22 protein-coding genes are annotated in these 26,818 nt (G+C 66.4%); 12 read left to right on the forward strand and 10 right to left on the reverse strand.

What is annotated here, in order from left to right:
* The first annotated feature begins 251 nt into the window (after window positions 1-251).
* The 5 genes from rpsT (at window position 252) to gyrB (ending at window position 7,402) form a co-directional block, all read left to right on the forward strand.
* On the forward strand, window positions 252-521 hold the full coding sequence (gene rpsT / locus ABIC32_RS03720; protein ID WP_017505938.1) for a 30S ribosomal protein S20: 270 nt from the start codon (window positions 252-254) through the stop codon (window positions 519-521).
* A gap of 455 nt (window positions 522-976) precedes the next feature.
* A complete protein-coding gene (gene dnaA / locus ABIC32_RS03725; protein ID WP_502909302.1) occupies window positions 977-2,452 on the forward strand; it encodes a chromosomal replication initiator protein DnaA in 1,476 nt (491 codons plus the stop codon).
* A gap of 109 nt (window positions 2,453-2,561) precedes the next feature.
* Window positions 2,562-3,680, forward strand: a complete 1,119-nt coding sequence (gene dnaN / locus ABIC32_RS03730; RefSeq protein WP_055806769.1) for a DNA polymerase III subunit beta — start codon at window positions 2,562-2,564, stop codon at window positions 3,678-3,680.
* 29 nt (window positions 3,681-3,709) lie between these two features.
* A complete protein-coding gene (gene recF / locus ABIC32_RS03735; RefSeq protein ID WP_307508901.1) occupies window positions 3,710-4,831 on the forward strand; it encodes a DNA replication/repair protein RecF in 1,122 nt (373 codons plus the stop codon).
* A 144-nt stretch (window positions 4,832-4,975) separates the two neighbouring features.
* Window positions 4,976-7,402, forward strand: a complete 2,427-nt coding sequence (gene gyrB / locus ABIC32_RS03740; RefSeq protein ID WP_354072413.1) for a DNA topoisomerase (ATP-hydrolyzing) subunit B — start codon at window positions 4,976-4,978, stop codon at window positions 7,400-7,402.
* Window positions 7,403-7,421: 19 nt separating this feature from the next.
* Here the strand turns inward: gyrB and ABIC32_RS03745 are convergent, their stop codons facing one another.
* The 6 genes from ABIC32_RS03745 to ABIC32_RS03770 form a co-directional block, all read right to left on the reverse strand.
* Window positions 7,422-7,862, reverse strand: coding sequence for a hypothetical protein (locus tag ABIC32_RS03745; protein WP_174086024.1), 441 nt, complete (start codon window positions 7,860-7,862; stop codon window positions 7,422-7,424).
* 87 nt (window positions 7,863-7,949) lie between these two features.
* Window positions 7,950-8,336 (reverse strand): DUF6491 family protein, encoded by a 387-nt coding sequence (locus ABIC32_RS03750; protein WP_156363173.1) that lies wholly within the window; start codon window positions 8,334-8,336, stop codon window positions 7,950-7,952.
* A gap of 29 nt (window positions 8,337-8,365) precedes the next feature.
* Window positions 8,366-10,195, reverse strand: a complete 1,830-nt coding sequence (mnmC1, locus tag ABIC32_RS03755; protein WP_354072416.1) for an FAD-dependent 5-carboxymethylaminomethyl-2-thiouridine(34) oxidoreductase MnmC1 — start codon at window positions 10,193-10,195, stop codon at window positions 8,366-8,368.
* Window positions 10,196-10,280: 85 nt separating this feature from the next.
* On the reverse strand, window positions 10,281-10,586 hold the full coding sequence (locus ABIC32_RS03760) for a hypothetical protein (protein ID WP_354072418.1): 306 nt from the start codon (window positions 10,584-10,586) through the stop codon (window positions 10,281-10,283).
* A 98-nt stretch (window positions 10,587-10,684) separates the two neighbouring features.
* Window positions 10,685-11,551: a flagellar motor stator protein MotA gene (motA, locus tag ABIC32_RS03765; RefSeq protein ID WP_354072420.1), complete on the reverse strand. Its 867-nt coding sequence runs from the start codon at window positions 11,549-11,551 to the stop codon at window positions 10,685-10,687.
* 86 nt (window positions 11,552-11,637) lie between these two features.
* Window positions 11,638-13,437 carry a long-chain-acyl-CoA synthetase gene (locus ABIC32_RS03770; RefSeq protein ID WP_161639423.1) on the reverse strand — a complete coding sequence of 600 codons (1,800 nt, stop codon included), beginning with the start codon at window positions 13,435-13,437 and terminating at the stop codon, window positions 11,638-11,640.
* A 325-nt stretch (window positions 13,438-13,762) separates the two neighbouring features.
* Between ABIC32_RS03770 and ABIC32_RS03775 the strand changes: the two genes are divergently transcribed.
* On the forward strand, window positions 13,763-14,326 hold the full coding sequence (locus ABIC32_RS03775; protein ID WP_354072423.1) for a hypothetical protein: 564 nt from the start codon (window positions 13,763-13,765) through the stop codon (window positions 14,324-14,326).
* 58 nt (window positions 14,327-14,384) lie between these two features.
* Here the strand turns inward: ABIC32_RS03775 and ABIC32_RS03780 are convergent, their stop codons facing one another.
* Together ABIC32_RS03780 and ABIC32_RS03785 are read right to left on the reverse strand one after the other, a co-directional pair.
* On the reverse strand, window positions 14,385-15,707 hold the full coding sequence (locus ABIC32_RS03780) for a PQQ-dependent sugar dehydrogenase (RefSeq protein WP_354072425.1): 1,323 nt from the start codon (window positions 15,705-15,707) through the stop codon (window positions 14,385-14,387).
* Between the two features lie 12 nt (window positions 15,708-15,719).
* A complete protein-coding gene (locus ABIC32_RS03785) occupies window positions 15,720-16,271 on the reverse strand; it encodes a lipocalin family protein (RefSeq protein WP_199061062.1) in 552 nt (183 codons plus the stop codon).
* 163 nt (window positions 16,272-16,434) lie between these two features.
* Here ABIC32_RS03785 and cysD point away from each other — a divergent pair, with 163 nt between their 5' ends.
* The 3 genes from cysD to ABIC32_RS03800 are packed head-to-tail and all read left to right on the forward strand — an operon-like array spanning window position 16,435 to window position 20,391.
* The gene (gene cysD / locus ABIC32_RS03790; protein WP_354072944.1) at window positions 16,435-17,388 is read left to right on the forward strand and encodes a sulfate adenylyltransferase subunit CysD; all 954 of its coding nucleotides are present in this window, start codon (window positions 16,435-16,437) and stop codon (window positions 17,386-17,388) included.
* Entirely contained in the window at window positions 17,388-19,301 is a 1,914-nt protein-coding gene (gene cysN / locus ABIC32_RS03795) for a sulfate adenylyltransferase subunit CysN (RefSeq protein ID WP_354072428.1), read from the forward strand. The genes cysD and cysN overlap by 1 nt, the downstream gene beginning before the upstream one ends.
* 40 nt (window positions 19,302-19,341) lie before the next feature.
* Window positions 19,342-20,391 carry a mechanosensitive ion channel family protein gene (locus ABIC32_RS03800; RefSeq protein ID WP_295195050.1) on the forward strand — a complete coding sequence of 350 codons (1,050 nt, stop codon included), beginning with the start codon at window positions 19,342-19,344 and terminating at the stop codon, window positions 20,389-20,391.
* On the opposite strand, the gene ABIC32_RS03805 is transcribed toward ABIC32_RS03800, so the two are convergent.
* Entirely contained in the window at window positions 20,379-22,523 is a 2,145-nt protein-coding gene (locus ABIC32_RS03805) for a malate synthase G (protein ID WP_354072431.1), read from the reverse strand. The genes ABIC32_RS03800 and ABIC32_RS03805 overlap by 13 nt on opposite strands.
* 228 nt (window positions 22,524-22,751) lie before the next feature.
* On the opposite strand from ABIC32_RS03805, the gene ABIC32_RS03810 reads away from it, so the two are divergent.
* Window positions 22,752-23,126: a hypothetical protein gene (locus ABIC32_RS03810; RefSeq protein ID WP_307508864.1), complete on the forward strand. Its 375-nt coding sequence runs from the start codon at window positions 22,752-22,754 to the stop codon at window positions 23,124-23,126.
* 18 nt (window positions 23,127-23,144) lie between these two features.
* Here the strand turns inward: ABIC32_RS03810 and ABIC32_RS03815 are convergent, their stop codons facing one another.
* Window positions 23,145-23,291 (reverse strand): hypothetical protein, encoded by a 147-nt coding sequence (locus ABIC32_RS03815; RefSeq protein WP_167334160.1) that lies wholly within the window; start codon window positions 23,289-23,291, stop codon window positions 23,145-23,147.
* 182 nt (window positions 23,292-23,473) lie between these two features.
* Between ABIC32_RS03815 and ABIC32_RS03820 the strand changes: the two genes are divergently transcribed.
* Both ABIC32_RS03820 and ABIC32_RS03825 read left to right on the forward strand, forming a co-directional pair.
* On the forward strand, window positions 23,474-25,096 hold the full coding sequence (locus ABIC32_RS03820; protein ID WP_354072434.1) for a hypothetical protein: 1,623 nt from the start codon (window positions 23,474-23,476) through the stop codon (window positions 25,094-25,096).
* 31 nt (window positions 25,097-25,127) lie between these two features.
* Window positions 25,128-26,771: a peptide chain release factor 3 gene (locus ABIC32_RS03825; protein ID WP_307508852.1), complete on the forward strand. Its 1,644-nt coding sequence runs from the start codon at window positions 25,128-25,130 to the stop codon at window positions 26,769-26,771.
* Window positions 26,772-26,818: the final 47 nt, after the last annotated feature.

A 26,818-nucleotide genomic window follows, 5' to 3' on the forward strand; every position in this document is an offset into this window, starting at 1 on the left:
GCGTTGCGCACTTTCAACACGACGCAAAAACCTGCGACGGAAAGTCCGCTAAAGCGCGTTAAAGCCTGTTGGGTTGCGTTTGGATGATAGCGCGCAAGGCACGCTCGAACTGACGTCTTCGCCCAACCTCGGAGTCCACCGATGAAGACTCCGCGTTGACCGCCTCCGGGCTTTCGGCTATAGGCCCGCCCTCTTGAGATTTCCGCGCCGTGGACGTGTGCTCCGCGGCGTTTTCCGTTCGAAGGTTTGACATGGCCAACAACCCCGGCGCCCGCAAGGCGATCCGCAAGATCGAAGCGCGTACCGAAGTGAACAAGGCGCGCCGTTCGCGCGTCCGCACCTATCTGCGCAAGTTCCAGGAAGCTCTGGCCGGCGGCGACGCCGCCGTCGCCAAGACCGCCTTCATCGAGGCCCAGTCCGAGCTGATGCGCGCCGTCTCCAAGGGCGTCGTTCACAAGAACACCGGCTCGCGCAAGGTTTCGCGCCTGGCCGCCCAGCTGAAGAAGCTGTCGGCCGCCTGAGCCAAAATTAATCCAACAGCGGACGGAGCAGCTGTCGCTGTTTCGTTGTGGGATTATAAAGCAATATCAACGGCGAAGGCGCGCAAGCTCCTTCGCCGTTTTGCGTTGTGTCGCTAACTGTCCAAATCGAAAACACCGATCGTCGAGCCATGATCCGGCCGAAATTCCAAGCGGTGTCAGGGTTTGACGGAGTCAAACAATTTAACTGCGAATCGACCAACGAATCAGCGTTGACCCACCCGGCTCGCGGCGTAAGTTTTGGCCTCTAACGCACTTCCATCCCAGCACGGATGAAGACGGCGCGAGGCCTATGTTTCGCGTCGGCGGGAGATGTCTGTTCAGAGGTTAGACCCCGTCCGAAAAGCATCGCTTTTCGGCGCAGGAGAAGTCGTCCCTGAACCATCGCCTTGAAGCGCGGAAGGTCGGAATGGTTCTTCTAAGGTGGGCGGGCAAAGATGGTTGGGGGCGCAGCGGCGATGGCAGGCGGAACGAAGACGTCGGGACTGACGGATCCGGACCGCATTTGGAGCGAGGCGTCCGTGCGCCTGCGCGCTGAAATCGGCGATGGCCCGTTCTCCTCCTATATCGCCCCGTCGGCCGTCCGCCTGGACAACGCCGGCCACCTGATCCTGGTCACCCCGACCGCCTATGCTCGCGACTGGGTGCGCAAGAACGCCCTGCGTCGCATGAACGAGTTGTGGCTGGGCCTGGACGGCCTGTCGCGCCGCCTCGAGGTGCGCTGCCGCGCCGAAGTGGGTTCGGCCCCGCCGGCCTCGGCCGTGATGCCGGGCAATGTGGTGGACGCCGCCCCGCGCCTGGCCGCCTTCGCCGCCACGCCGCAGATGGCGCCCGCCGCCCCGATCAGCGCTGACGGCGCCCGCGCGGTGCGCGCCGCCGGTCTGCAGGATCGCCTGACGTTCGACAGCTTCGTCGAGGGTCAGGGCAACGCCTTCGCCCTGGCCATCGCCAAACAGGTGGCCAGCTGGGCCGACGGACACTTCAACCCCGTCTTCTTCTGCGGCCCCTATGGCTACGGCAAGACCCACCTGCTGAACGCCATCGCCTGGGAGGCCCAGCGTCTGCGGCCTGAGGCCAAGGTCGTCTATCTGACCGCCGAACGTTTCCTGTCGACCTTCGTCAAGGCGATGCAAGACCGCTCGACCGCCGCCTTCAAGGAAAGCCTGCGCTCGGCCGACATGCTGCTGCTGGACGACGTCCAGTTCGTGGGCGGCAAGACGTCGACCCAGGAAGAACTGCTCTCGACCGTGACCGCCCTGATCGAGGACGGCAAACGCATCGTCTTCTCGGCCGACCGTGCGCCCATGGCCCTGACCGAGGTCGAGCCGCGCCTGCGCAGTCACCTCGCCGCCGGCCTGACCTGCCCGGTCGAGGCAGGCGACCGCGAGCTGAAGATCGCCGTGGCCCAGAACCGTCTGAAGGCGCTGTCGGCTCTGGGCGTCGTCCAGGGCGAGGCCAACCCGGAGGTCCTGGCCCAGCTGGTGGACCGCACCCCCGGCTCGATGCGCGAGCTCGAGGGCGCCGTGAATACCCTGGCCGCCGCTGCCGGCGCGCGCCTGTCGTCGGTCTCGGTCGATGAAGCCTCGACCCTGCTGGGCATGGCCATGCGCGGCGGGCCCGAGCGCCGCATCACCGTGGACGAGATTCAGAAGACGGTCGCTGACCACTTCAACATGAAACAGGCCGACCTGCTCAGCGAGCGCCGCACCCGTTCGGTCGCCCGCCCGCGCCAGATCGCCATGTATCTGTGCAAGCAGCACACGACCCGCTCCTACCCCGACATCGGTCGCCGTTTCGGCGGGCGCGACCACACCACGGTCCTGCACGGCGTGCGCAAGATCGAGGAGCTGATGCCGCAGGACGATCAGATCGCCCGCGACGTCGAGGCGCTGACTCGCAAGCTGCGGGGCTGAAGCTGTGGAGCAGCGGGTCTGACCCGTTGCTCCCGCCGCGCAATCCGCTAGTGTCCCAGGTCACTTAACCGCAGCCGCCTTGCGAGTCGGCCGCGCCGGGCGAGACGACATGCAGCTGACCATCGAACGATCCGCGCTCCTGAAGGCCCTGGGCCACGTGCAGAGCGTCGTCGAACGTCGAAACACCATTCCGATCCTGTCCAACGTCCTGCTGAGCGCGGGCCGCGACCGGCTGGCCTTCGCCGCCACCGATCTGGACATGGAAATGGTGGACGAGGCCGAGGCCCAGGTTCAGGTCGAGGGTCAGATCACGGCTCCCGCCCACACCCTGTACGAGATCGTGCGCAAGCTGCCGGAAGGCGCCGAGGTCTCGTTGCTCTATTCGGGCGACGATCCCCGCCTGGTCGTCTCGGCCGGCCGGTCGCGCTTCAACCTGCCGGTCCTGCCGGCGGGCGACTTCCCCGTCATGTCCACTGACAGCGCCGGCGCCTCCTATGTCCTGCCCAAGGAGGATCTGGCCCGCCTGATCGACAAGACCCGGTTCGCGGTCTCGACCGAGGAAACGCGCTACTATCTGAACGGCCTGTATCTGCACACGGTCGCCGAGGCTGGCATTCCGCTGTTGCGCGCCGTCGCCACCGACGGCCACCGCCTGGCCCTGGCCGAAACCCCGGCGCCCGAGGGCGCAGCCGGCGGCCCCGGCGTCATCGTGCCGCGCAAGACCGTGGATCAGGTCCGTCGCCTGCTGGACGACGCCGGCGGCGCGGTGGAGGTCACCGTCTCGGCCCAGAAGATCCGCTTCCAGATGGGCGAGGCGTCCCTGACCTCCAAGGTCATCGACGGCGCCTTCCCCGACTATCTGCGCGTCATCCCGCGCGGCAACGACAAACAGGCCGACATCGACAACGCCCTGTTCGCCAAGGCCGTCGACCGCGTCGCCACCATCTCGGCCGAGAAGAGCCGTTCGGTGAAACTGGCGTTCGACAACGACCGGGTGAAGCTGACCGTACGCAACATGGAAGCCGGCCAGGCCGAGGAAGAGGTCGAGATCGGCTATTCCGACGAACCGTTCGAAATCGGCTTCAACGCCCGCTATCTGCTGGACGTCGCCGGCCAGATCACGGGTGAAAACGCCGCCTTCCGCTTCGCCGACCCGGCCTCCCCGACCCTGGTGCTCGATCCGGGCGATCCGGGCGTTCAGTATGTCCTGATGCCGCTGCGGGTGTAATCCTGCCTCACGCGCGTTAGAGAGCGAGCGTGATCACCTCCCTCACACTCACCGACTTCCGCTCCTATGCAGGGGCGCGGCTGGAGATGACCTCCGCGCCTGTCGTGCTGCATGGGCCGAACGGGGCGGGAAAGACCAATCTTCTGGAGGCGATCAGTCTCCTGACCCCCGGCAAGGGGCTGCGGGGCGCCACCGCCGCCGAGATGGGCCGGCGCGAGCCGGGCGAGGCGACAGGACGCGCCTGGGCCGTCATGGTCGAACTGGACGACGAGACGCGGCTGGGCACCGGCGTTCAGACGGCGGGCGCCGCGCGGCGCATCGTGCGGATCGACGGCGAGACGGCCCAGCCGGGGCGGCTGCTCGATTATCTGCGTCCCGTCTGGGCGACGCCGGAACAGGACCGTCTGTTTTCAGACGCGCGCGCCGAGCGGCTGAAGTTCTTCGACCGGCTGGTCTTCGCCGCCGATCCCGATCACGCCGCCAGCGTCTCCGCCTATGAAAAGGCCCTGCGCGAGCGTTTGCGCCTGCTGAACGACGCTCAGGACGGGCGTGAAGCCGACCCCGTCTGGCTGGACGCCCTGGAGGCTCGGCTGGGCGAGGCCGGAGCCCGGGCCGCCCTCGCCCGCGTCGCCGCCCTGCACGCGCTTCAGGCCGCCATCGACGCCCGCAGCGATCGTCCCTTCCCCCAGGCCGACCTGGGTCTGGACGGCGCCGCCGAACAGATGGCCGAAGCGGGCGCCGAGGAGGACGAGATCGCCGCCGCCATCCGCGAGGGCCTTGCCAAGGCCCGCGCCCGCGACGGCGCGGCCGGCCGCTCGCTGTTCGGGCCGCATCGCACCGACCTGACCGCGCTTCACCGCGAGAAACAGCGCCCCGCCGCCGAGGGCTCCTCGGGCGAGCAGAAGGCCTTGGTCCTGAACCTGATTTTGGCCCAGATCGCGCGGCTTTCAGATCATGCTGCGCGCCCGATCCTGCTGCTGGACGAAGCCCCCGCCCACCTCGACGAGACGCGCCGCACGGCCCTGTTCGACGAGATCACGGCGCTGGATCTTCAGGCCTTCATGACCGGGACGGAACGCGACCTGTTCGCCGGTCTGGAAGGCCGCGCCCAGTTCGTCCGCGTGGCCGGCGGCGCGCTGGAAACCGACTAGGCTCTCATCGCGGAATTCCTCGCTTTTTCGCCGGAATTTCCTATATGTTGCGGGCTTCGGCGCGGTGCGATCCCGCCGTCGATTCGAGCGCCGGGTCCGGCGCTCCATCCCCGTCCCGGTCGGGACTTCAGAGCCAATGACTTCATGACCGATCCGATTGCCGACCTGCCCGAATACGGCGCCGATTCCATCAAGGTTCTCAAAGGCCTGGACGCCGTGCGCAAACGCCCCGGCATGTATATCGGCGACACCGACGACGGCTCGGGCCTGCACCATATGGTCTATGAGGTGGTCGATAACGCCATCGACGAGGCCCTGGCCGGCCACGCCGACCTTGTTCAGGTCATCCTGAACAGCGATGGCTCGGTCACCGTGACCGACAACGGCCGCGGCATTCCCACCGGCATCCACGAAGGCGAAGGCGTCTCGGCGGCCGAGGTCATCATGACCCAGCTGCACGCCGGCGGTAAGTTCGACCAGAACTCCTACAAGGTGTCCGGCGGTCTGCATGGCGTAGGCGTGTCCGTGGTCAACGCCCTGTCCGACTGGCTGGAGCTGAAGATCTATCGCGACGGCAAGGCGCACCAGATGCGCTTCGAGCGCGGCGACACGGTCAAGTCGCTGGAAGTCACCGGCGACGCCCCCATTCGCGAGGACACGGGCAAGCCGCTGAGCGGCACCGAGGTCACCTTTTTCCCGTCCGTCACGACCTTCAGCCACATCGACTTCGACCTGAAGACGCTGGAACACCGTCTGCGCGAACTGGCCTTCCTGAACTCGGGCGTAGTCATCAAGCTGGCCGACCAGCGCCACGCCGAGCCGGTCGAAATGATCCTGCACTACGAGGGCGGTGTCGAAGCCTTCGTGCGCCACCTCGACAAGTCCAAGACGCCGATCCTCAAGGACGTCATCGTCATTCGCGGCAAGAAGGAAGGGATCGAGCTGGATCTCGCCCTGTGGTGGAACGACAGCTACCACGAGACCATGCTGTGTTTCACCAACAACATCCCCCAGCGGGATGGAGGCACCCACCTGTCGGCCTTCCGCGCCAGCCTGACGCGCGTCATGGGCGGCTATATCGAGAGCTCGGGCGCCGGCAAAAAAGAGAAAGTGTCCGTCACCGGCGAGGACGCGCGCGAGGGTCTGACCTGCGTCCTGTCGGTCAAGGTGCCGGATCCCAAGTTCAGCTCGCAAACCAAGGACAAGCTGGTCTCCTCCGAAGTGCGTCCGGCCGTCGAAAGCCTGTGCTCGGAAGGCCTGTCGACCTGGTTCGAGGAGCATCCGGTCGAGGCCAAGCAGATCGTGGCCAAGATCATCGAGGCGGCTTCGGCCCGTGAGGCCGCCCGTAAGGCCCGCGACCTGACCCGGCGCAAGTCCGCGCTCGAAATCTCGAGCCTGCCGGGCAAGCTGGCCGACTGCCAGGAGCGCGATCCCGCCAAGTCCGAACTGTTCATCGTCGAGGGCGATTCCGCCGGCGGCTCGGCCAAACAGGCGCGCAACCGCGAGAACCAGGCCGTCCTGCCCCTGCGCGGCAAGATCCTGAACGTCGAGCGCGCGCGTTTTGACCGGATGCTGTCGTCGGACCTGATCGGCACGCTGATCCTGGCGCTGGGCACCGGCATCGGCCGCGACGACTTCAACGCCGACAAGCTGCGCTATCACAAGATCATTCTGATGGCGGACGCCGACGTCGACGGCGCCCACATCCGCACCCTGCTGCTGACCTTCTTCTATCGTCAGATGCCCGAGCTGATCACGCGCGGCCATGTCTATATCGCCCAGCCGCCCCTCTATAAGGTCTCCAAGGGCAAGCAGTCGCGCTACCTGAAGGATCAGGCCGAGATGGACGCCTATCTGATCGAGGAAGGTTCGTCAGAGGCCGAGCTGGATCTGTCCACGGGCGAGCGTCGACTGGGTCTGGACCTGCAATCGCTGGTGCGCGAGGCCAAGGCCTTCAGCGCCAGCGTCGATCGGCTCAGCCAGCGCGCCCCCGCCTTCGCTATCGAACAGGCGGCGCTCGCCGGTCTGTTCGCCGAGCATTCGGACATGGCGACCGCCTCAGCCGCCGCCGCCGTGCGCCTGAACCTCTATGCCGAAGAGGGCGATGGGGAGTGGACGGGCGCGCCGGGCGAACAGGGCGCCGTGGTCTTCAGCCGCACACGTCGCGCGGTGCAGGAGACCATCGTGCTGGAGGAAACGTTGATCCGTTCGCTGGACGCCCGTCGTCTGGCCGAACGCGCACAGGCGTTCGACGGCGTCTTCGTCGCCCCCGCCACCTACCGCCGCAAGGACAAATCCACGACCATTCGCGGTCCGCTGGACCTGCTGACCGCCGTGCTGGATGCCGGTAAGAAGGGCCTGTCGATCCAGCGCTACAAGGGCCTGGGCGAGATGAACCCCGAGCAGCTGTGGGAGACGACGCTGGACGTCAACGCCCGCACCCTGCTGCAGGTCTCGGTCGAGCATGAGGAAGACGCCAACGACCTTTTCGCCAAACTGATGGGCGACGTGGTCGAACCCCGGCGCGAGTTCATCCAGGACAACGCTCTGGACGCGGCCGTCGACGTCTGATGGGCGAAAGGGGCGCGGCCTACTGGCCGCGTCCGCCCGCGATGAAGGCCTGGATGGTCGGGAAGGCCGCCGTCTGGGGCCGCATGTCCTCACAGGCGAAGGATTTGATTGCGCCATAGATGCCGCCGGCCGGCGTCGCTTCCCACGGCGTGTCCTCGGAATAGCGATCGGTTTCCGCCCCATCCGCGCCATAGGTCACCGTCGCGCCCGAACGCGACTGGCCGTCCGAACACCGCACCATGACCTCTTCGGTCTCATGGCTGAGATTGGTCGCCTCGCCGCGCGCGGGCACCCGCGCCATCCGGGTCGTCGCCACGCCGTCCACCGGCGCCAGCGCATCGACATCCACCAGATAGACGGTGGCGTCGCTGCGTGAAAACGTGGCCCAGCTTTCGGCCGCCGATGGCGATGCGATCGCCGCCGTCGCCAGGATAGCCACCACGCCGATTGTTCTGATCATCCTCTTCCCTCCCCAGGCAAGACGATCATTTCATACCCGCGCAAGCGAGAATTCAATCTCTCCCGAAGACTCCGAAAGCGTTTTTGATCAGGGCCGATCGCGAGACGGCAGGGCCTCGATCTCTGCAGTCGTCAGCTTCCTGGCGATGCGCACGCGGCACGGTTGAGGGCCCGTCGCCGGGCTGAGCAGTGAGGCCTGATCGCCGGGACACAGGCGGCTGGATCCGGCGACAGGTTCCAGCGCGATCGACAGGGCGCGGGTCATGTCGCGACAGAAGGGGGTTTCGATCTGGAACACCCCCGCGTCGGCTGTGCGAACATACAGGGTCTGGTCGTTCGGCGCGGTGAAGTTGCGCACCAGATTGGGCCGGAAGCACTGGCCGGCGTCGGCGCGGCTGGCCGTCGTCACGCCCGGCGACGGCGCACAGGCCGACAGTACGAGGAGAGCAGCCGACGACAGAATTAGGCGATGCATAGTCAACTCCTGAACAAGCCCCCGCTTCATCATGCGCGCGTCGGCGAGGACGATGCAAGGGCGTCCGTCAGAACCGCAGACCGACGGGCCGACACGCGCGCCGCCAGATCGCGCGGCAGGGGCGAGGGCTGATCAAGGACGAGGGCGGCGATATGCTCGCCCAGCAAGGGCGCGACGCAGAAGCCACGCGACCCCAGACCGCCGAGCACATAGAGACCGTCATCAAGAGCGCCCGCCACGGGCAGGCGATCCGGCGTCGTGGCGCGGACTGCAGCCCGATGCTGCACCGACCCGGCCGCCGTGATGCGCTTGGCCAACGCTGGCAGGCGCGCTTCCAAGGTCGCCAGATTTCGCGCGCTGTCGGCCTCGCGCGCCGCCGCAGAGGTGTCGCCCCGATCATGGGTCGCGCCGAACAACACGCCTTGGCCCGTCGGAACCGCATAGCCGCCCCAGGCCATGGGGTGGATGGTCACGTCCCCGTCGATCCAGTCCGCCTGCCCCCGCACGGGCGACAGGCGCGGCGTCTGGTCGAACCCTTCCATCAGGGCGGCCGATCCCCAGCCGGCGGCGAGAACCACCGCATCGACCTCGCCCAGCACCGCGTCGGCTTCGCCGATCAGCCGCCAGCGGCCGTCGGCGCGCTCCAGCCGTGTCACGCGCTCAGAGCGCATCTCCGCGTCCGAAAGCCAGTTCGAGAGCACCGCCGCAGGGCGCAGCGCGAATGCCCCCTTCATCAGCAGACCGCCCTGCCCCGTTGCTTCGCCGGCGACCGCTGACGCCGCCCCTTCATCCAGCACCCCCATGTCATCGGCATTCCAGATCGGTTGGCGAGCGATTTTTTCGAACCGGGCCGCATCGCGCGGCGCTTGGGGCAGTTGCAGCACGCTGTGGCCCGTTACGGCGTCCGGGATCGAGGCATACAGATGTGCCGCCCGCTCCAGCGCCTGGGCGTGCAGGGCGGCGATGCCGTGATCGCCGGCATCCAGACGTGGTGTGACCAGGGCCGCCGGAAAGCCAGAGCCGCCCGCGCCGGGACGCTCACCCTCGAACACCACAGCCCGGACGCCCTGCGCCTTCAGGGCCCGCACCACCGATGCGCCGGCGATACCCGCGCCGATCACGGCGACGCGGGGCGGCGGCGACGGTTCGAAAGCCGAGGGCAGATGAGCCTCAAGCCGCTCGCGCTTGCGGCCATGGCCGGGGCGCTTCTCGACGACGAAACCCTGCTCGGCCAGGCCCCGCCGCACGGCTCCGGCGACGGTGAAGGTGGCCAGGCGCGCGCCCGGCGCCGAGCGCTCGGCGATCAAGGCCATCACTTCGGGCGACCACATGCCCGGGTTCAGCGCAGGCGAGAAACCGTCCAGGAACCAGGCGTCCGCCGATCCCGACCACTGCTCCAGCGCCCAGGCCGCATCGCCCACCGCCAGGTCCAGCACGGCGTCGAAGCCCGGCAGATCCACCCGGTGAAAGCCCGGCGTCGCGGCCGGCCAGTCTGCGATCAGGACCTCGGTCGCTTCCGTCAGTTCGGGCCAGGCGCCCAGCGCCCGCGCCGCTTCCGCCGCCGTCAGCGGAAACCCCTCGATAGAGAAGATGTGCAGCCGCCCGCCCTCGGGCCGCGTCCGTCGCCACAGATCCAGCAGGGCGGCGATGTTCAACCCTGTGCCGAACCCCAGCTCGGCCACCGTGAAATGATCCCGCCCCATCCAGGCGTCCGGCAGGCCGCAACCTTCCAGAAACACCGCCCGCGTTTCGGCCAGGCCGTCGTCTCGGGAGAAATAGACGTCGCCGAACCGGCCGGAGCGCGGCTCGCCCTCTTCGGTCCAGGTCAGCAGCGGCGAGGCGTCGTCATCAGGCGTCATCGCGCGGCTCTAGCACCTTCGTCGCCGACATGAAAAAGGCCGCTCCCGTTGGAGCGGCCTCTTCGGGTTTAGGTTTCGACGCGGCCTAGTGGGCGGCCGCCGGACCGTGCGCCGGCTCGGCCGCCGCGACAGGCGCAGGCGCGGCGGCCGAGGCGTCGGCGCCCTGCATCGTCGTGGCCGCCTGGGCGGCGGTGTCTTCCTGAATGGCCTGATTGGCCGCCGCTTCGGCGTCCTTGGCGGCCTGATCGACCGTCAGCGCGGCTTCTTCAGCACTGCCGGCGGCCTCGACCGCATCGGTGGCCGGCGCTTCGGCCTTCTCTTCCGGGGCCTTGCTGCAGGCGGCCAGGACCAGGAGCGCGGCGGATGCGGCGACGAGGGCTTTGATACGCATGAAGATGTCTCCGAAGCTTGCGAGACCGGAACGTCTCTTAGCGCAAACGATAGGGCCGCCGCGCGCGGCAGGGCAAGTTAAGATCAGGAAAGTCGGGATCAGTCGGCGGTGATGCTGTTCAGCGCCTCTTCCATCTCGCCGAACGACGGCTGCGCCGACGACGGGATGTCGCCTCGGCCGATCTCGACCGAAATCTGAGCGGCGTTGCCGTGCAGGTGGGCGACCAACACCGACTGGATGATCTTATAGTAGGCGGCTTCCTCGTTGATGATGGCCGTCAGGCGCGCCGCGAACGGACCGACCAGACCATAGGCCAGGAAGACGCCCATGAAGGTGCCGACCAGGGCGCCGCCGATCATGCCGCCCAGAACCTCGGGCGGCTCGGTGATCGAACCCATGGTCTTGATGACCCCCAGCACGGCCGCGACGATGCCTAGAGCAGGCAGGCCGTCGGCCAGGTTCTGCAGCGCGTGGGCGTTTTCCAGATGCTCGTGATGGTGCTTTTCGAGCTGCTTTTCCATCGCATCCTCGACCTGATGCGGATCTTCCAGGTTCATCGTCATCATCCGCAGGGTGTCGCAGATGAAGTCGACGGCGAAATGGTCCTTCAGCACCTTGGGATACTTCTGGAAGATGTTTGATTCCTTGGGCTTTTCGATGTGGCTTTCCAGCGCCACCACCCCCTTGGACTTCATCGTCTTGGTCAGCTGGAACAGCAGCGACAGCAGGTCCTTATAGTCCTGCTTCTTCCACTTCGGGCCGGCGAAGGTCTTGCCCAGCCCGCCCATGGCCCCCTTGATCACCGGCATGGAGTTGGAGATCAAGAAGGCGGCGATGCCCGCTCCGCCGATCGCCATCAGCTCGTGCGGCGCGGCGTGCAGGATCACTTCGAACTTGCCGCCCGAAATAGCGTAGCTGCCGAAGACGAGGCCGAACAGCAGCACGATGCCGATGATCTGGAACATGGAGGCGAACAATCCTGACGCGAGAGGTCGGGACTATCGCCATTAATCATTAAGACGGCGTTTCGTGAACGCCGCCTTCCCAGTCGTTAAAGCCGGGTTTCGCCCTTCAGAATGGCGTTGCGTCCGGCCGCCGTCAGCTTCTGATAGCCTGTCGCCCCGCCCCGCACATAGAGGGCGGCGCCGGTTTTGGACGGATCGAACCCGTCGACCACAAGATCGGCCTTGCGGTATTTGAAGGTGCCGGTCGTCTCGGCCGATTTGATCAGCCGCACAAACACTGGTTGGGCATAGGCGGGCAGTTTGGCCTCGACATGATCGGAGAAGGCCTGGGCGTCGAACTTGCCTTCCACCACCAGGGCCGCCATGCCGGCCTTGCCGTCCTGGGCCGGCACAGGCACGCCATAGACGATGGCTTCGGTCACGCCCGGCGCGTCCATCAGCACCTGTTCGACCTCTGAGGTCGAGACGTTCTCGCCCTTCCAGCGGAAGGTGTCGCCCATCCGGTCGACGAAGTAGAAATAGCCTTCCTTGTCCTGCTTCATCAGGTCGCCGGTGCGGAACCAGCGGTCGCCCTTCTTGAACACATCGGTCAGGATCTTCTTCTGCGAGGCGGCCTTGTCGGCATAGCCCGAGAAGTCGTGGCGGATGTCGTTGCCGATCAGGCCGATGGCCTCGCCGACCTCGCCGACACGCGCCAGGCGACACAGACCGTCCGAGCCGCGGATCGGCTGTTCGGTCTCTACGTCGAACTCGACCAGGCGAATATTGATCTGCGACTTCAGGAAGCTCGGCACCCGACCGATCGCGCCCTGTTTGCCGTCGAAGTTGAACAGCGAGACATTGCCTTCGGTCGAGCCGTAGAACTCCAGGATGTCGGGGATCTTGAACCGGCTCTGGAAGTCGGGCCAGACATCGGCGCGCAGGCCGTTGCCGAACGCCAGACGCAGCTTGTGCTTGGTCTCGTCCTCGTGCGGCGGGCAGTTGACCAAATAGCGGCACAACTCGCCGATATAGACGAACATGGTCGCGCCCGACGAGCGCACGTCGGGCCAGAAGGTGCTGGCCGAGAACTTCTTGCGGATCACCAGCCGCGCGCCGTTCAGCAACGCCGCGCCCACGCCGACCAAGCCGCCGGTCGAGTGATACAGCGGCAGGACGTTGAAGATCCTGTCCTCGGGCGTCGAACGCGTGGCGCCGGCGAAGGCGCGCATATAGGTCCGGGCGCGCGAATGCGGGATGCGCGCCGCCTTGGGCAGGCCGGTCGTACCGGAGGTGTAGATATAAAGGGCGGTATCGCGGTTGGTCAGGCCTTCGCGCGCCGACTTGGACGGCCGCACCGAAGACCCGCCGCGCACGGGCTTGTCCAGGCCGCGACGGTCGCTGGTCTCCAAATCGTCGGTCAAGCCCAGAACCCAGAGCGCCAGGTTGTGATCGACCAGAGGCCGCGCCTCCTCAATCTGACGCCAGCAATCCTCGTCCGCGACGACGTTGAAGGCCTTGGAAATGGCCAGACAGTGGGCCAGCCCCTGTCCGTTCAGATTGGTGTTGATCAGGGCCGTGGCGATACCGACCTTCGAGAAGCCGATCCACGCCGCCAGATACTCGATCCGGTTGGTCATCATCAGGGCGATGGTGTCGCTGCGGCGCAGGCCCCGGTTCTTGGCCCAGTGGGCGAAGCGGTTGGCCATGGCGTCCAGGTCGCGATAGGTCAGGGTGCGCTGACCGTCGTCGATGGCGATGTTGTCGGCGAACTTGTCGACGGCTTCTTCAAAGTCGTCACAGAGCAGGACGTCGCTGTCCAGCTCGATCGGCTTGATGCGTTTCAACAGACGGAACAGGCCGCGCGCGAACCGGACATCCCTGCGGATATTGGCTACAAAACCCATGCGCGCCGTACTCCGGTCAATGCGTGTTCCACCCGGTCCGGTGATGGACGAAGGCGGCCGGTCGGGTCAACCGTAGGGTCCGCAATCCTTCGCGAACCTGCCAAATTGCCGCCCGGCCGTGATCCATTTGTTCGGTTGACGCGGCGGAAATCCAGAGCGCCGCCCTGCTTTTTATTGCCGCATTGACGGCAAATGCGGCGGCCGCGCGCACGGTCTTCGCCCCATTCCGGGCGGAAACGGTGTTTCTTCGGGGCTTTTGCGCTTTACGCGGAACGCCGTTGCGGAACGGCGGGTTGGTTGATCGACGTTATGGAGGACAGAAACAATGTCTATGACCTATGCCAACGCCAATACCGAAGCCCGCGCTGAGGACACGACCTTCGTTCCGCGCTACGCCCGCACGACCAAGTCCAAGAAGTCGGTGAAGACCTGGATGATCCTGGCCCCGATCGGCGCCGTGGTGCTGCTGGGCAGCGGCGTCGCCATGATGATGGGCGGCGAACAGGCCGCTCCCGCTCAGCCCGCCGAGACCGCCGTACCGGCCATGCAGACCGCGCCCGCCGCGATGACGGCCGCCCAGGCGCCGGTCACGCCCGCCCCGGCCGAGGTCGCGCCCACGCCGGCTGCGGCTCCGACGCCGGCCGCCGCGCCTGCGCCGGTCGCTCGCCGCGCCGAACCCGTGGCCCGTCGCGCTGCGCCGGCCGTTGAACGGCCCGCCGCCGCCCGTGTTGAGACGCCGGCTACGCCTTCGGGTCCGCAACCCTACACCGCGCCGGCCGCCTCGACGGCGAGCACCAGCCGGTTAAACACCGCGCCCGCAGCTTCGACCCCGGCTCCCGTCGTGACCACGCCCGCCGCGCCGGCGATCACGGTCCAGCCGCTGAACTGATCTCAGCAGAATAATGGAAAGCCCTGGCCTCGGCCGGGGCTTTTTTCATGATCGAGGTTCAGGCGCCGCTGACGCGCCAGATGACATTGCCCACGTCGTCGGCGACCAGCAGCGCGCCTTGCCGGTCGATCTGCACCCCGACGGGCCGGCCCTGAGCCTGACCCTGGGCGTTCAGAAATCCGGTCAGAACATCCTGCGGCGGCCCGGCGGGACGCCCATCGACGAAAGGCACGAAGATCACCTTGTAGCCGCTGCGCACGCTGCGGTTCCACGATCCATGCTGGCCGACGAAAACGCCTGAGCGCAAGGCTGGCGGCAACAGGTTCGCGCCTTGTCCGAATGTCAGCCCCAACGACGCCGTGTGCGCGCCGAGAGCGTAATCCGGACGGATCGCGCGCGCGACCATCGCCGGATTGGCGGGTGGGCGCGTATCGACAGTCTGGCCGTAATAGCTCCACGGCCAGCCGTAAAAGGCGCCCGGCGCCACCGAGGTCATATAGTCGGGCACCAGATCGTCGCCGATCTCATCACGCTCGTTGACCGCCACCCACAGCTGGCCGGTCTGCGGGTTCCAGTCCATGCCGACCGGATTGCGCAGGCCCGAGGCATAGACCTGCCGCGCGCCCGTCGCCGGATCGATCTCCAGTATGGCGGCGCGATCGACTTCCTCGTCCAGGCCGTTTTCGCCGACGTTGGAGTTGGATCCGACTCCGACATAAAGCCGGCGACCATCCGGGCTGGCGACAAGGCTCTTTGTCCAGTGATGATTGCGGCCGGCAGGCAGGTCCGCGACCTTCGTGGCCGCAGCGTCGATCTGCGTCTGGCCGCTCCGATACGGAAAGGCCACCACCGCATCGGCGTTGGCGACATACAGCCGGTCGCCGACCAGAGCCATGCCGAACGGCGAGTTTAGTCCGGTCAGGAAATCGGTCTTGATCTCCGCCGCCCCATCGCCGTCCGCGTCCCGCAGCAGGACGATCTTGTTGGGGCTCGGGACACCGGCGCCGGCCTTGGCCATGACCTTGCCCATCACCCAGCCACGCAGACCGCCTTTCTTGTCTTCGGGCTTGGGCGGCGCATTCGACTCCGCGACAAGAATATCGCCGTTGGGCAGGCGATAGAGCCAGCGCGGGTGATTCAGGCCTGTCGCGAACGCCTGTACGCGCAATCCCGCCGCCGCCTCCGGCGTCGCGCCTTCGGGCCAGCTCGACGCCGGGGCGATGTTGACGGTCGGCAGCAAGCCCTGACGCGGCGCCGGTAGTTGCGGGTCCGGACCAAACCCCGCCGCGACGGGCAAGGCTGTCCCGCCCGCGCAGGCTCCCAAACCGATCACCGTCGCGAGCAGTGTCGAGGCGAACAAAACCGTCCGGGAAGAGCGCATGGCCTTTGATCCTTACCGCGCCGGTTGGGCCGGGAACTCCAGACGACTGACGTCGTACCCCAGGGCCCGCGCCCGTTCAGTCAAGGCGCGCACCTGCTGCTCGCTGGGCAGGTCGCGCGTATAGATGAACAGGCGATTGAAGGTCGGATCAGCCGAGATGAACCAGCTGTAGTCGTCCGCCCGGTCCAACACCCAATAATCCCAGGTCACGAACCCGGCCAGATATTTGACCCTCAGCTTGGCGTTAGTGCCCGGATCGAGGATTTCGCCCCGTCCGCCGATGGCCTTTTCCTTGCCGTCCGGCGTGCCGACCTGACAGGTGTCGCGCACATCGACCCGCGTGCCCTCCACCGGCGTATAGATCGACGCGCCGGCGACGCAGCCGTCGGTCAGCCGATCCGGCAGGCGCGCAATCTCGTGCCAGCGCCCGGACCACAGACGCTGCACGTCCACCGGCTTGGCCGGCTGGGGCGCGCGATATTCGGAAGGCGACGGTGCGGTCACGCATCCCGCCAGCGCGATCGCGGCGGCGGCGGATGCGGCGAAGGATTTCAGGCTGGACATGGGCGTTTCCGTTTTGATGCCATAAGCCGCTTTCAGCGACCCTGGTTCCGTTACGCTCCGATGACGAGATCGGACGCTGCGGGCCGAAAATCTCACAGCCGAGTGCAGTATCCATCGCTTGTTCCTTGGCGCACATTGCCGTTCTCACCTCCGTTCGACGGAGATACCGCTGGTGGACATTGCCATTCTGACCGGAAGCCGAAACGCTCTACCCCCCGCACGCCTGACGCACCTTCAGCGCCTGGAGGCCGAGAGCATCCACATCCTGCGCGAGGTGGCGGCCGAAGCCGAGCGGCCGGTCATGCTGTATTCTATCGGCAAGGACTCGGCCGTCATGCTGCATCTGGCGAAGAAGGCCTTCTATCCGTCCAGGCCGCCCTTCCCGCTTCTGCACGTCGACACGACGTGGAAGTTCCGCGCCATGTACGCGATGCGCGAACAGGCGGCGGCCGATCTGGGCGTCGAACTGCTGGTCCACCAGAACCCCGACGCCCTCGCACGCGGCATCAACCCCTTCGATCACGGCTCCGCCCTGCACACGGACCTCTGGAAGACCGAAGGTCTGAAACAGGCCCTGAACCATTACGGCTTCGACGCGGCCTTCGGCGGCGCTCGTCGCGACGAGGAGAAGTCGCGCGCCAAGGAGCGGATCTTCTCCTTCCGCACTGCCGAACATCGCTGGGACCCCAAGAACCAGCGCCCCGAACTCTGGCGGCTCTACAACACGCGCAAAAAGCCCGGCGAGAGCATCCGCGTCTTCCCGATCTCCAACTGGACGGAGCTGGACGTCTGGCAATACATCCACCTAGAGCGGATCCCCATCGTACCTCTGTATCTGGCCGCCGAACGGCCGGTGGTGGAGCGGGACGGTGCCCTGATCATGGTCGATGATGACCGGTTCCCCCTTCGTCCCGGCGAGACGCCGAAGATGAAGTCTGTCCGCTTCCGCACCTTGGGTTGCTACCCCCTGACCGGCGCGGTCGAGAGCACGGCCGCGACCCTGCCCGAGGTCATCCAGGAAATGCTGCTGACCACCACCTCGGAGCGGCAGGGCCGGATGATCGACCACGACCAATCCGCCTCGATGGAGAAGAAGAAGCAGGAGGGCTATTTCTGATGGCCCATCAATCGGATCTGATCGCGCGCGACATCGACGCCTATCTGGACGCCCACCAGCACAAGAGCCTGCTGCGCTTCATCACCTGCGGCAGCGTGGACGACGGCAAGTCCACCCTGATCGGGCGGCTGCTCTACGATTCCAAGATGATCTTCGAGGATCAGATGGCCGCGCTAAAGGCGGACAGCCGCCGTGTCGGCACGCAAGGGGACGACATCGACTTCGCCCTGCTGGTCGACGGCCTGGCCGCCGAGCGGGAACAGGGCATCACCATCGACGTCGCCTATCGCTTCTTCTCCACCGAAAAACGGAAGTTCATCGTCGCCGACACGCCAGGCCACGAACAATACACCCGCAACATGGTGACGGGCGCCTCGACCGCCGACGCCGCCGTCATCCTGATCGACGCCCGGCGCGGCGTCCTGACCCAGACGCGTCGCCACGCCTATCTGGTCAGCCTGCTGGGCATCCGCCACGTCATCCTGGCGGTGAACAAGATGGACCTGATGGGCTGGTCCCGGCCTGTGTTCGACGCCATCGTCGCCGACTTCTCCGCCTTCGCCGGCCAGATCGGGCTTCAGGCCTTCGACGCCATCCCGATGTCGGCCCTGCGCGGCGACAACATCACCGAAGCCAGCGCCCATTCGCCCTGGTACGCCGGCCCGCCGTTGATGAGCCTGCTGGAAGCGCTGGAGGTCGGCGACGCTCTTCAGGCCGACCCGTTTCGCCTGCCGGTTCAGTGGGTCAACCGGCCCAACCTCGACTTCCGCGGCTTCTCGGGCCAGATCGCCGCCGGGACCGTGCGCCCCTGCGATCCCGTCCGCGTCCTGCCGTCGGGCAAGACCTCGACCGTCGCCCGCATCGTCACCGCCGACGGCGACCTGGCCGAGGCTGTCGCCGGCCAGTCGATCACCCTGACCCTGGCCGACGAGATCGATATCTCGCGCGGCGACGTCCTGGCCAGCGCCGACGCCCCGCCTGAGGCGGCCGACCAGTTCGAGGCCACCGTGGTCTGGATGGACGACGAGCCTCTGCTGCCGGGCCGGCCTTACCTGCTCAAGATCGGCGCAAAGCTGGTGGGCGCCACCATCACCGAGCCCAAGCACAAGGTGAACGTCAACACCCTGGAGCAGCAGCCCGCCAAGCGGCTGGAGTTGAACGAAATCGGCGTCTGCAACCTGTCGCTGGACGCCCCCGTCGCCTTCGCCCCCTATGCCGAGAACAAGGACCTGGGCGGGTTCATCCTGATCGACCGGATTTCGAACCGCACAGTCGGGGCGGGTTTGCTGCACTTCGCCCTGCGCCGCGCCCACAACATCCATTGGCAGGCCCTGTCCGTTGACAAGGCCGCGCGCGCCACGATCAAGAACCAGACGGGCCGCGTCGTCTGGCTGACCGGCCTGTCCGGCGCCGGCAAGTCGACCATCGCCGATCTGGTGGAAAAGCGGCTGCACGCCGACGGTCGCCACACCTATCTGCTGGACGGCGACAATGTCCGCCACGGCCTGAACCGCGATTTGGGATTCACCGAAGAGGACCGGGTCGAAAACATCCGCCGAGTCGCCGAGGTGTCGAAACTGATGGTGGACGCCGGCCTGATCGTCCTGGTCAGCTTCATCTCGCCCTTCCGCGCCGAACGCCGCCTGGCCCGTGACCTGCTGGGCGAGGGCGAGTTCGTCGAGGTCCACGTCGACACGCCGCTGGCGGTGGCCGAGGCCCGCGACGTCAAAGGCCTGTACAAGAAAGCCCGCGCGGGAGAGCTCAAAAACTTCACCGGCATCGACAGCCCCTATGAAGCGCCCGAACACCCCGAGATCGTCGTGGACACCACCACCATGTCGCCCGAGGACGCCGCCGAGCGCATCGTCGCCTGGCTGGATGGGCGCTTCTCGATCGAGGACTTCGCCATCTAGGTTCGGAACCTTGACCGTTCGCCGGACGCTCTAGGACGCGATGACCAATCCGATCCAGAAGCTGGGCCTCGACACCATCGAGCAGTCGCAGATCGCCCGCATCGCCGGGATCAATCTGACGCTGGGCGGTCTGGTCAGCGCGGGCGTGATCCTCCTGATCGCCTTCGCCGCCCATTGGCTGGTGACGCGGTCGCTGCGCCGCGTGCGCGAGCGCTCGGACCGCAGCCGTCAGGCGATCTATCTGCTGGAGCGTTTGGCCGGCTACGGCATCATCGTCGTGGGGATTATGTCTGCCCTGTCGGCGGCAGGGCTGAACCTGTCGTCGCTGACCGTTTTCGCCGGCGCGCTCGGCATCGGCGTGGGTCTCGGGCTGCAGGGAGTGGTCAAGGAGTTCGTCTCCGGCCTATTCCTGATCTTCGACCGGATGGTGTCGGTCGGCGACTATATCGAGATCGAGGACATCGGCATTCGCGGGGCCATCATGGAGATCGGCCCGCGCGCCACCCGTGTCCGCACCAACGACAACGTCAATGTCCTGGTGCCCAACTCGCGCTTCATCGAACAGCCCGTCACCAACTGGACGATGAAGGGCGACACCCGCCGCATCCATGTGCCCTTCACCGTCGCCTATGGTTCGGACCGGGGACAGGTGCGCGACGCGGTTCTGGCCGCCGCCCGCGCCAGCCCCTTCACCCTGCCGGAAACGGAGGCCCGCAAGAGCCAGGTCTGGCTGGTGGCCTTCGGCGATCGGGGCCTGTCGTTCGAACTGGTGGTCTGGCCGACACGTGACGCCGTCAAACGCCCGGCGGCCATGCACGCCGCCTACACTTGGCTGATCGCCGACGCCCTGGACGCGGCGGGCGTCGAGGTGCCGGTGCCCCAGACCGATCTTCGCCTGCGCACCGCCTTCGGCCTGGACGGCGAGGAGGCCTTGAAGCGCCTCGGCTACGGCGTCGGCTCACCGCCGCGACCGACCGGCCCGCAAAGTCCCGCCCGAACCGCCAACGACGCCGCGGACGACGTCATGGCCGACGACGAGGCCGAGACGCAGGAACCGCCCGCTCCGCCCAAGGCGCGTCAGACGGACTGAGCCGCTTTGGCCTTCAGCCGCCAGGCATGCAGCAACGGCTCGGTATAGCCGTTCGGCTGATCGACGCCTTCGAACACCAGCGCCCGCGCCGCCTGATAGGCCAGACTGTTATTCGGGTCCGCCGCCATCGGCCGATACAGCGGATCGCCCGCATTCTGACCATCGACCTTGGCCGCCATGCGCTGGAACGCGGCCTCGACCTGATCGGCCGTGCAGACCCCGTGCAGCAGCCAGTTGGCGATATGCTGCGAACTGATTCGCAGCGTCGCCCGATCCTCCATCAGGCCGATGTCGTGGATGTCCGGCACCTTGGAACACCCCACCCCCTGATCGATCCAGCGCACGACATAGCCCAGTATGCCCTGGGCGTTGTTGTCCAACTCGGCCGCCACCTCGTCCTCGGACCAGTTGACGCCATTCGCCAGCGGCGGGGTCAGCAAAGCCTCCAGCCCCGGCGTCTCGCGCCCGGCCACATCCTTCTGAACCGCGAACACATCGACCGCATGATAGTGAAGCACGTGCAGGGTCGCCGCCGTCGGCGAGGGCGTCCAGGCGGTGTTCGCGCCCGTTTTCGGGTGGCCGATCTTCTGCTCCAGCATATCCGCCATCCGGTCCGGCGCCGCCCACATCCCCTTGCCGATCTGGGCCTTGCCGGACAGGCCGCATTTCAGGCCGATGGCGACGTTCCTCGCCTCATAGGCCGCGATCCAGGCGCTGGATTTGATGTCGGCCTTTCGCACCACCGGACCGGCCTGCATGGCCGTGTGGATCTCGTCGCCGGTGCGATCCAGGAAACCGGTGTTGATGAAGACGATCCGGTCCTTCACCGCCTGAATGCAGGCCGCCAAATTGGCTGAGGTCCGGCGCTCCTCGTCCATCACCCCGACCTTGATCGCATGGCGCTGCAGGGCCAGCAGATCCTCGACCGCATCGAACAGCCGGTCGGAGAAGGCGGCCTCTTCCGGCCCGTGCATCTTGGGTTTGACGATATAGACAGAGCCCGTCGCGCTGTTGCCGAACCCGCCCAGACCCTTGATGTCATACAGCGCGATCAGGCTGGTCACGATCGCGTCCATTATCCCCTCGGGCGCCTCCGACCCGTCGGCCAGACGAATGGCCGGGGTCGTCATCAGATGCCCGACATTGCGCACGAACAGCAGGCTGCGCCCCTTCAGGATCACCGAGGACCCGTCCGGCGCGGTCCACTGGCGATCCGGCTCCAGAGCGCGGGTCAGGGTCTCGCCGCCCTTGTTGAACGTCGCCGACAGATCGCCTCGCATCAGACCCAGCCAGTTGCGATAGGCCTCGGCCTTGTCCGCCGCATCAACGGCCGCGACGGAGTCCTCCAGATCGACGATGGTCGACAGGGCCGATTCCAGCACCACGTCCGCGAGACCGGCGGCATCGGTGCGCCCCACCGGATGGCTGCGGTCGATCACCAGTTCGATGTGCAGCCCGTTGTTGACCAGCAGGATCGAGGCGGGCGCGCTGGCTTCGCCCGTGAAGCCGACGAACTGTTCCGCATCCTTCAACGCGGGTGACAGTGCGCCGTCGATCACCGACCAGCCGGCGACATCCGTATGCAAACCCTCCGCCAGCGGCGCCGCCTCGTCCAAAAAGGCCTTGGCCCGCGCGACGACCCGCGCGCCGCGCGCTGCGTCATAGCCGCCGCCAGCCGGCAGGTCGCCCAACGCATCGGTGCCGTAAAACGCATCATACAGGCTGCCCCACCGCGCATTGGCGGCGTTCAGCAGGAAGCGGGCGTTCAGCACTGGCACGACCAGCTGCGGGCCGGCCATGCGCGCGATCTCGGCGTCCACGCCTTCGGTGCCGATCGTGAACGGGGCCGGCTCCTCCACCAGATAGCCGATCTCTTTCAGAAACGCCTCGGACGCCGCCACATCATACGGCTGGCCCCGCCGCGCCCGGTGCCAGTCGTCAATCTGAGCCTGCAAGGCGTCGCGTCGCGCCAGAAGCGCCCGGTTCTCGGGCGCGAACCGCTCGAAGATCGCCGCCGCTCCGCTCCAGAAGGCCGCCGCATCAAGTCCCAGCCCAGGCAGTACGTCCTGCTCGATCAGGGCGATCAATTCGCCCGCGACCTTCAGCCCGGCGCGATCTTCATGGGTCGTCATGACGGCCTCTCTCCGGCGCGACGCCGGCCTGTAACAATGCGTGATCAGGTAAGCTGAGGCCGCACACTGGCGCAAGGGTAACGTCGCGTCATCGCCGTCGCTTTTCTTACAAGGCGACGGCCGGCTGGTCAGAAACTCTTAACCGCGTCCGTGAACGGGACTGCAAGCGGCGGCGCCTATTGTGAGCTTACGGACGAACTCGCGTCCGGCCAGTCGAGCGTCTCGCCCATGCTGTTTCTTCTGAACGATGTCGTGTTCGACCTGGACGAGGCCTGCCCGGTCACGCCCGCCGAGGCGCGCCGGTTCGAGAAGCTGGGTCTGGACTATCTGCTGGAACTGGGTTGCGAACTGTTCGCCGAGGACCCGCTGCTTCACCGCAACGATCCCGAACGCGCCCGTCGCCTGGCCTGGCTGATCGCCGAGCGCAGCCCCGACGTGAACGCCGCCCTTTTCGCGGCGCCCGCCCCCGCCTGCAATCCCGACCTCGTCGAGCCGCGCTTCTGCACCCTGCCCGAACAGGTAATGCGTCAGCTTCAGGCCAAGGGCCGTCGCCTCGACGCCGTCTCCGCAGACCGCGCCGTCTGGAACCGCTTGGCCGCCTGATCGCGACCTGAAACGCCGTCAGAGGACGGCGTTGAACACCACATGGACCAGCGTCGCGACGGCTACGATGAAGCCGAAGCCGACGACCAGCCCCACCGCCGGATGCAGCGGCGCCCGCTCACGCGGCGCATGGGCGATACGGTCTTGAGGATGGATGACAGCCATCGTCCTTGTCCTTTCCCTATGATCCCGGATCGATCCGGGAGCGGAGCGTCGGACTCTGACGGCCTGATCGTCTCCTCCAGAACCGAGCATGACTCCGATAGCCCTTCGTGGCGAGGGGTTATTTTACGTGGACCAATCGGCTGGACGTCGGCGCGTGGAAGTTGCACCTTCGCCCTCAAGGGATGTTCGGGACTGATTATATGAGTTCGAAGCTCGTAACCTGCGCCATTTTGGCGGTGGGATCGATTGTGTTTGCCGCAATGGCTCAGCCAGCACGGGCGGACTGGCTGCGGGCCGAAAGCGAACGCTTCATCGTCTATAGCGACGGCGGCGAGCGCGCCTTGCGCGATTACGTCCAAAAACTCGAGATTTTCGATCGTGTCATGCAGGTCCGACACGGCGGCTCGATGTCGGATGAGCCGCAGCGCAAAATGCCGATTTATCTCGTCGGCGGTCGCCGAGGCCTGACGCGTGTGCACCCGCAGAGCGGTGAAAACACGATGGGCACTTACTTCCCGACGGAAGAGGATATCTTTGCGGTCGCCATCAGAGGCGACGGCGACGGCGGGATGTCGGGCGACGACATCCTCATGCACGAATACGCCCACCACTTCATGCTGGGCAACTTCCCCGGATCCTACCCGGCGTGGTTCGTCGAAGGCTTTGCCGAATACTACATGACCGCGGACATCGACGTCCGAGATCGGAAAGTTCAACTAGGCCAGTTTAACCAAAACCGCGCCTACTGGATTATGGCGGAAACCTGGATCCCGCTTGATGTCCTGCTGACCAAGCGTCCGGGTGAAGTTCGATCCGAGAGTCAGAAAGCGACCTACTATCCGATCGCCTGGCTGCTGACCCACTGGTTCATCAGCGATCCTGCGCGCCTGGAGCAGTTGGAAGACTATCTGAAGCGCGTTTCGGGCGGCGAGGATTCTGTGCCTGCAATGGAGGCCGCTACCGGAATGTCGTTGCGTGACCTTCAGGTCGCGCTTCGACGCTACACCCGTGGGCGTCTGATGGGCAGGACGCTCAGCGGCCAGTTTCCAACGGCCGACATCGTCGTCACGCGCCTGTCGCCCGCTGCCAATGATCTGCTGCTCATCAATCAACGGCTGAAGATCGGCGTCCCCGACGAAGATCGCCAGGCCTTGGGCCAAGAGGTCGCCAGGCTGGCGGCGCGGCATGGCGACGATCCGCTGGCCTTGCTCGCCGCCGGCCATGCCGGTCTCCATTTCGGCGATCGCCCCGCCGGCGAACGTGCGCTTGAACGCCTGCTGGAAATCGATCCGGACCATGTCGAAGCCTTGCATTTCCTGGCGCAGGAGAGGCTCAAACAAGCGCGCGAGGCCGAAGACGACGACCAGGCTCAGGCGTTGCGCGTCCAGGCGCGCGGCTATCTCGCTCGCGCCTATGCAGCCGGTCAGAACGACTACCGCACCCTGATGCTTCTTTCCGAACTTCGCCGGACCCAGCCCGGCTATCCCAACGAAAACGATCTGCTGACCCTGGGCTTGGCGCTGGATCGCGCCCCTCAACTGGCGGCGGTGCGCTTCCCCTATGCGGACGCCCTGGTAAAAACCGGCAAGCCGGAAGAGGCGATCGCGGTGCTGAAACCGGTGGCGAACAATCCCCACGGCAGCGCCGCTTCCATCTTCGCAAGCGGCATGATCGCCGCCATCGAAAAGGGCCAGGCCTTGCCGGAAATCACGCAAGACGCCGAAGCGCCTCAGATCAGCGAGCCGGAGCCGGAAACCTCTCCGCTAACACCGTCTGAATCCGCCCCATCTCCCGCCAGCGAGTGACTTTCGGCGCGCGGCGGGTTAGTCGCGCGCCATGTCCTCCTTGACCCTGCCTGAAGAAGCGGCGCGCCGCCGGACCTTCGCCATCATCGCCCACCCGGATGCGGGCAAGACGACCCTGACCGAGCACATTCTGTTGGCGGGCGGCGCCATTCGCGCGGCCGGCGCCGTGCGGGCGCGCGGTGAGAACCGGCGCACGCGTTCGGACTGGATGAAGATCGAGAAGGAGCGGGGCATCTCGGTCTCGGCCTCGGTCATGACGTTCGAGCACGACGGCAAGATGTTCAACCTTCTCGATACGCCGGGGCACGAGGACTTCTCCGAGGACACCTATCGTACTCTGACCGCCGCCGACTGCGCCATCATGGTGCTGGACGCCGCCAAGGGGATCGAACCGCAGACGCTGAAACTGTTCGAGGTTTGCCGCCTGCGCGACATTCCGATCATCACCTTCATCAACAAGCTGGACCGCGAGGCCCAGGATCCGATGACCCTGCTGGACGACATCGCCAGCCGCCTTCAGTTGGACCCGGCGCCGATCTGGTGGCCGGCCGAGAGCGGCAATCGTCTGCGAGGCATGGTCGAGGTCGGCACCGGCCGGTTCCAGCCCTATACCCGTAAGGCCGCCGGTTCGGCGGAGGATCCCGAACACCCCCCCGCCCTGCCGCTGGACCAGGCGGCCCAGTATTTCGAGGCGGGCGAGCAGGACAACCTCGCCGAGGCCGTCGAACTGGTCGAGGGCGGCTATCCGGCCTTTGATCGCCAGGCCTTCCTTGAAGGTCACATGACCCCCGTGCTGTGGGGATCGGCGCTTCGCCACTTCGGCATCGACGAACTGCTGAAGGCCATCGGCGACTGGGCCCCGGCGCCCAAGGTGATGAAGGCGAAGAAGGAAGCCCCGCCCGAGACCCGCAACGCCCCCGCCCCTGTCGAGACTGAGGTCGAACCGGGATCCAACGAGGTCACCGGCTTCGTGTTCAAGGTCCAGGCGAACATGGACCCCAATCACCGCGACCGGATCGCCATGTTCCGTATGGCGTCGGGCGCCTTCAAGCGCGGCATGAAGCTGAAGGTGCAGAACACCGGCAAGTCCCTGTCGGTGAATGCGCCGATCATGTTCTTCGCCTCGGACCGCGAACTGGCCGACGACGCCTTCGCCGGCGACGTGATCGGCATTCCGAACCACGGCGTGCTGCGCGTCGGCGACAGCCTGTCAGAGAGCGGCGTGGTCCGTTTCGCGGGCCTGCCCAACTTCGCGCCGGAAATCCTGCAACGGGTTCGCGTGAAGGATCCCCTGAAGGCCAAACACCTGAAGAAGGCGCTGGAAGGTCTGGCCGAGGAAGGCGTGACCCAGCTGTTCCGTCCCGAAATCGGCTCGGACTTCATCGTCGGCGCCGTGGGCCAGCTGCAGTTCGAGGTCATGGCCGACCGCCTGGGCGAGGAGTACGGCCTGGACGTCGTCTTCGAACCCTCACCCTACGCCGAAGCGCGCTGGATCGCTCCAGGCGCGGAGGGTTCCGACGCGGACGTCGAGGACTTCAGCGGGAAATACCGCCCCCAGATGGCGCGCGACATCGACCAGGCCCCGGTCTTCCTGGCCAAGTCGAGCTGGGAAACCGGCTATGTCGGCGAACGCTTCCCCAAGATCGCCTTCACCAAGACGAAGGAGCGCGGCTAAGGCCGGGCGCCGCTAACGACTTCCTTTGGTCACGCAGCTGAGCCATT

This window comes from Brevundimonas sp. 1080 (assembly GCF_040545985.1).
In the GTDB taxonomy this organism is placed as follows: domain Bacteria; phylum Pseudomonadota; class Alphaproteobacteria; order Caulobacterales; family Caulobacteraceae; genus Brevundimonas.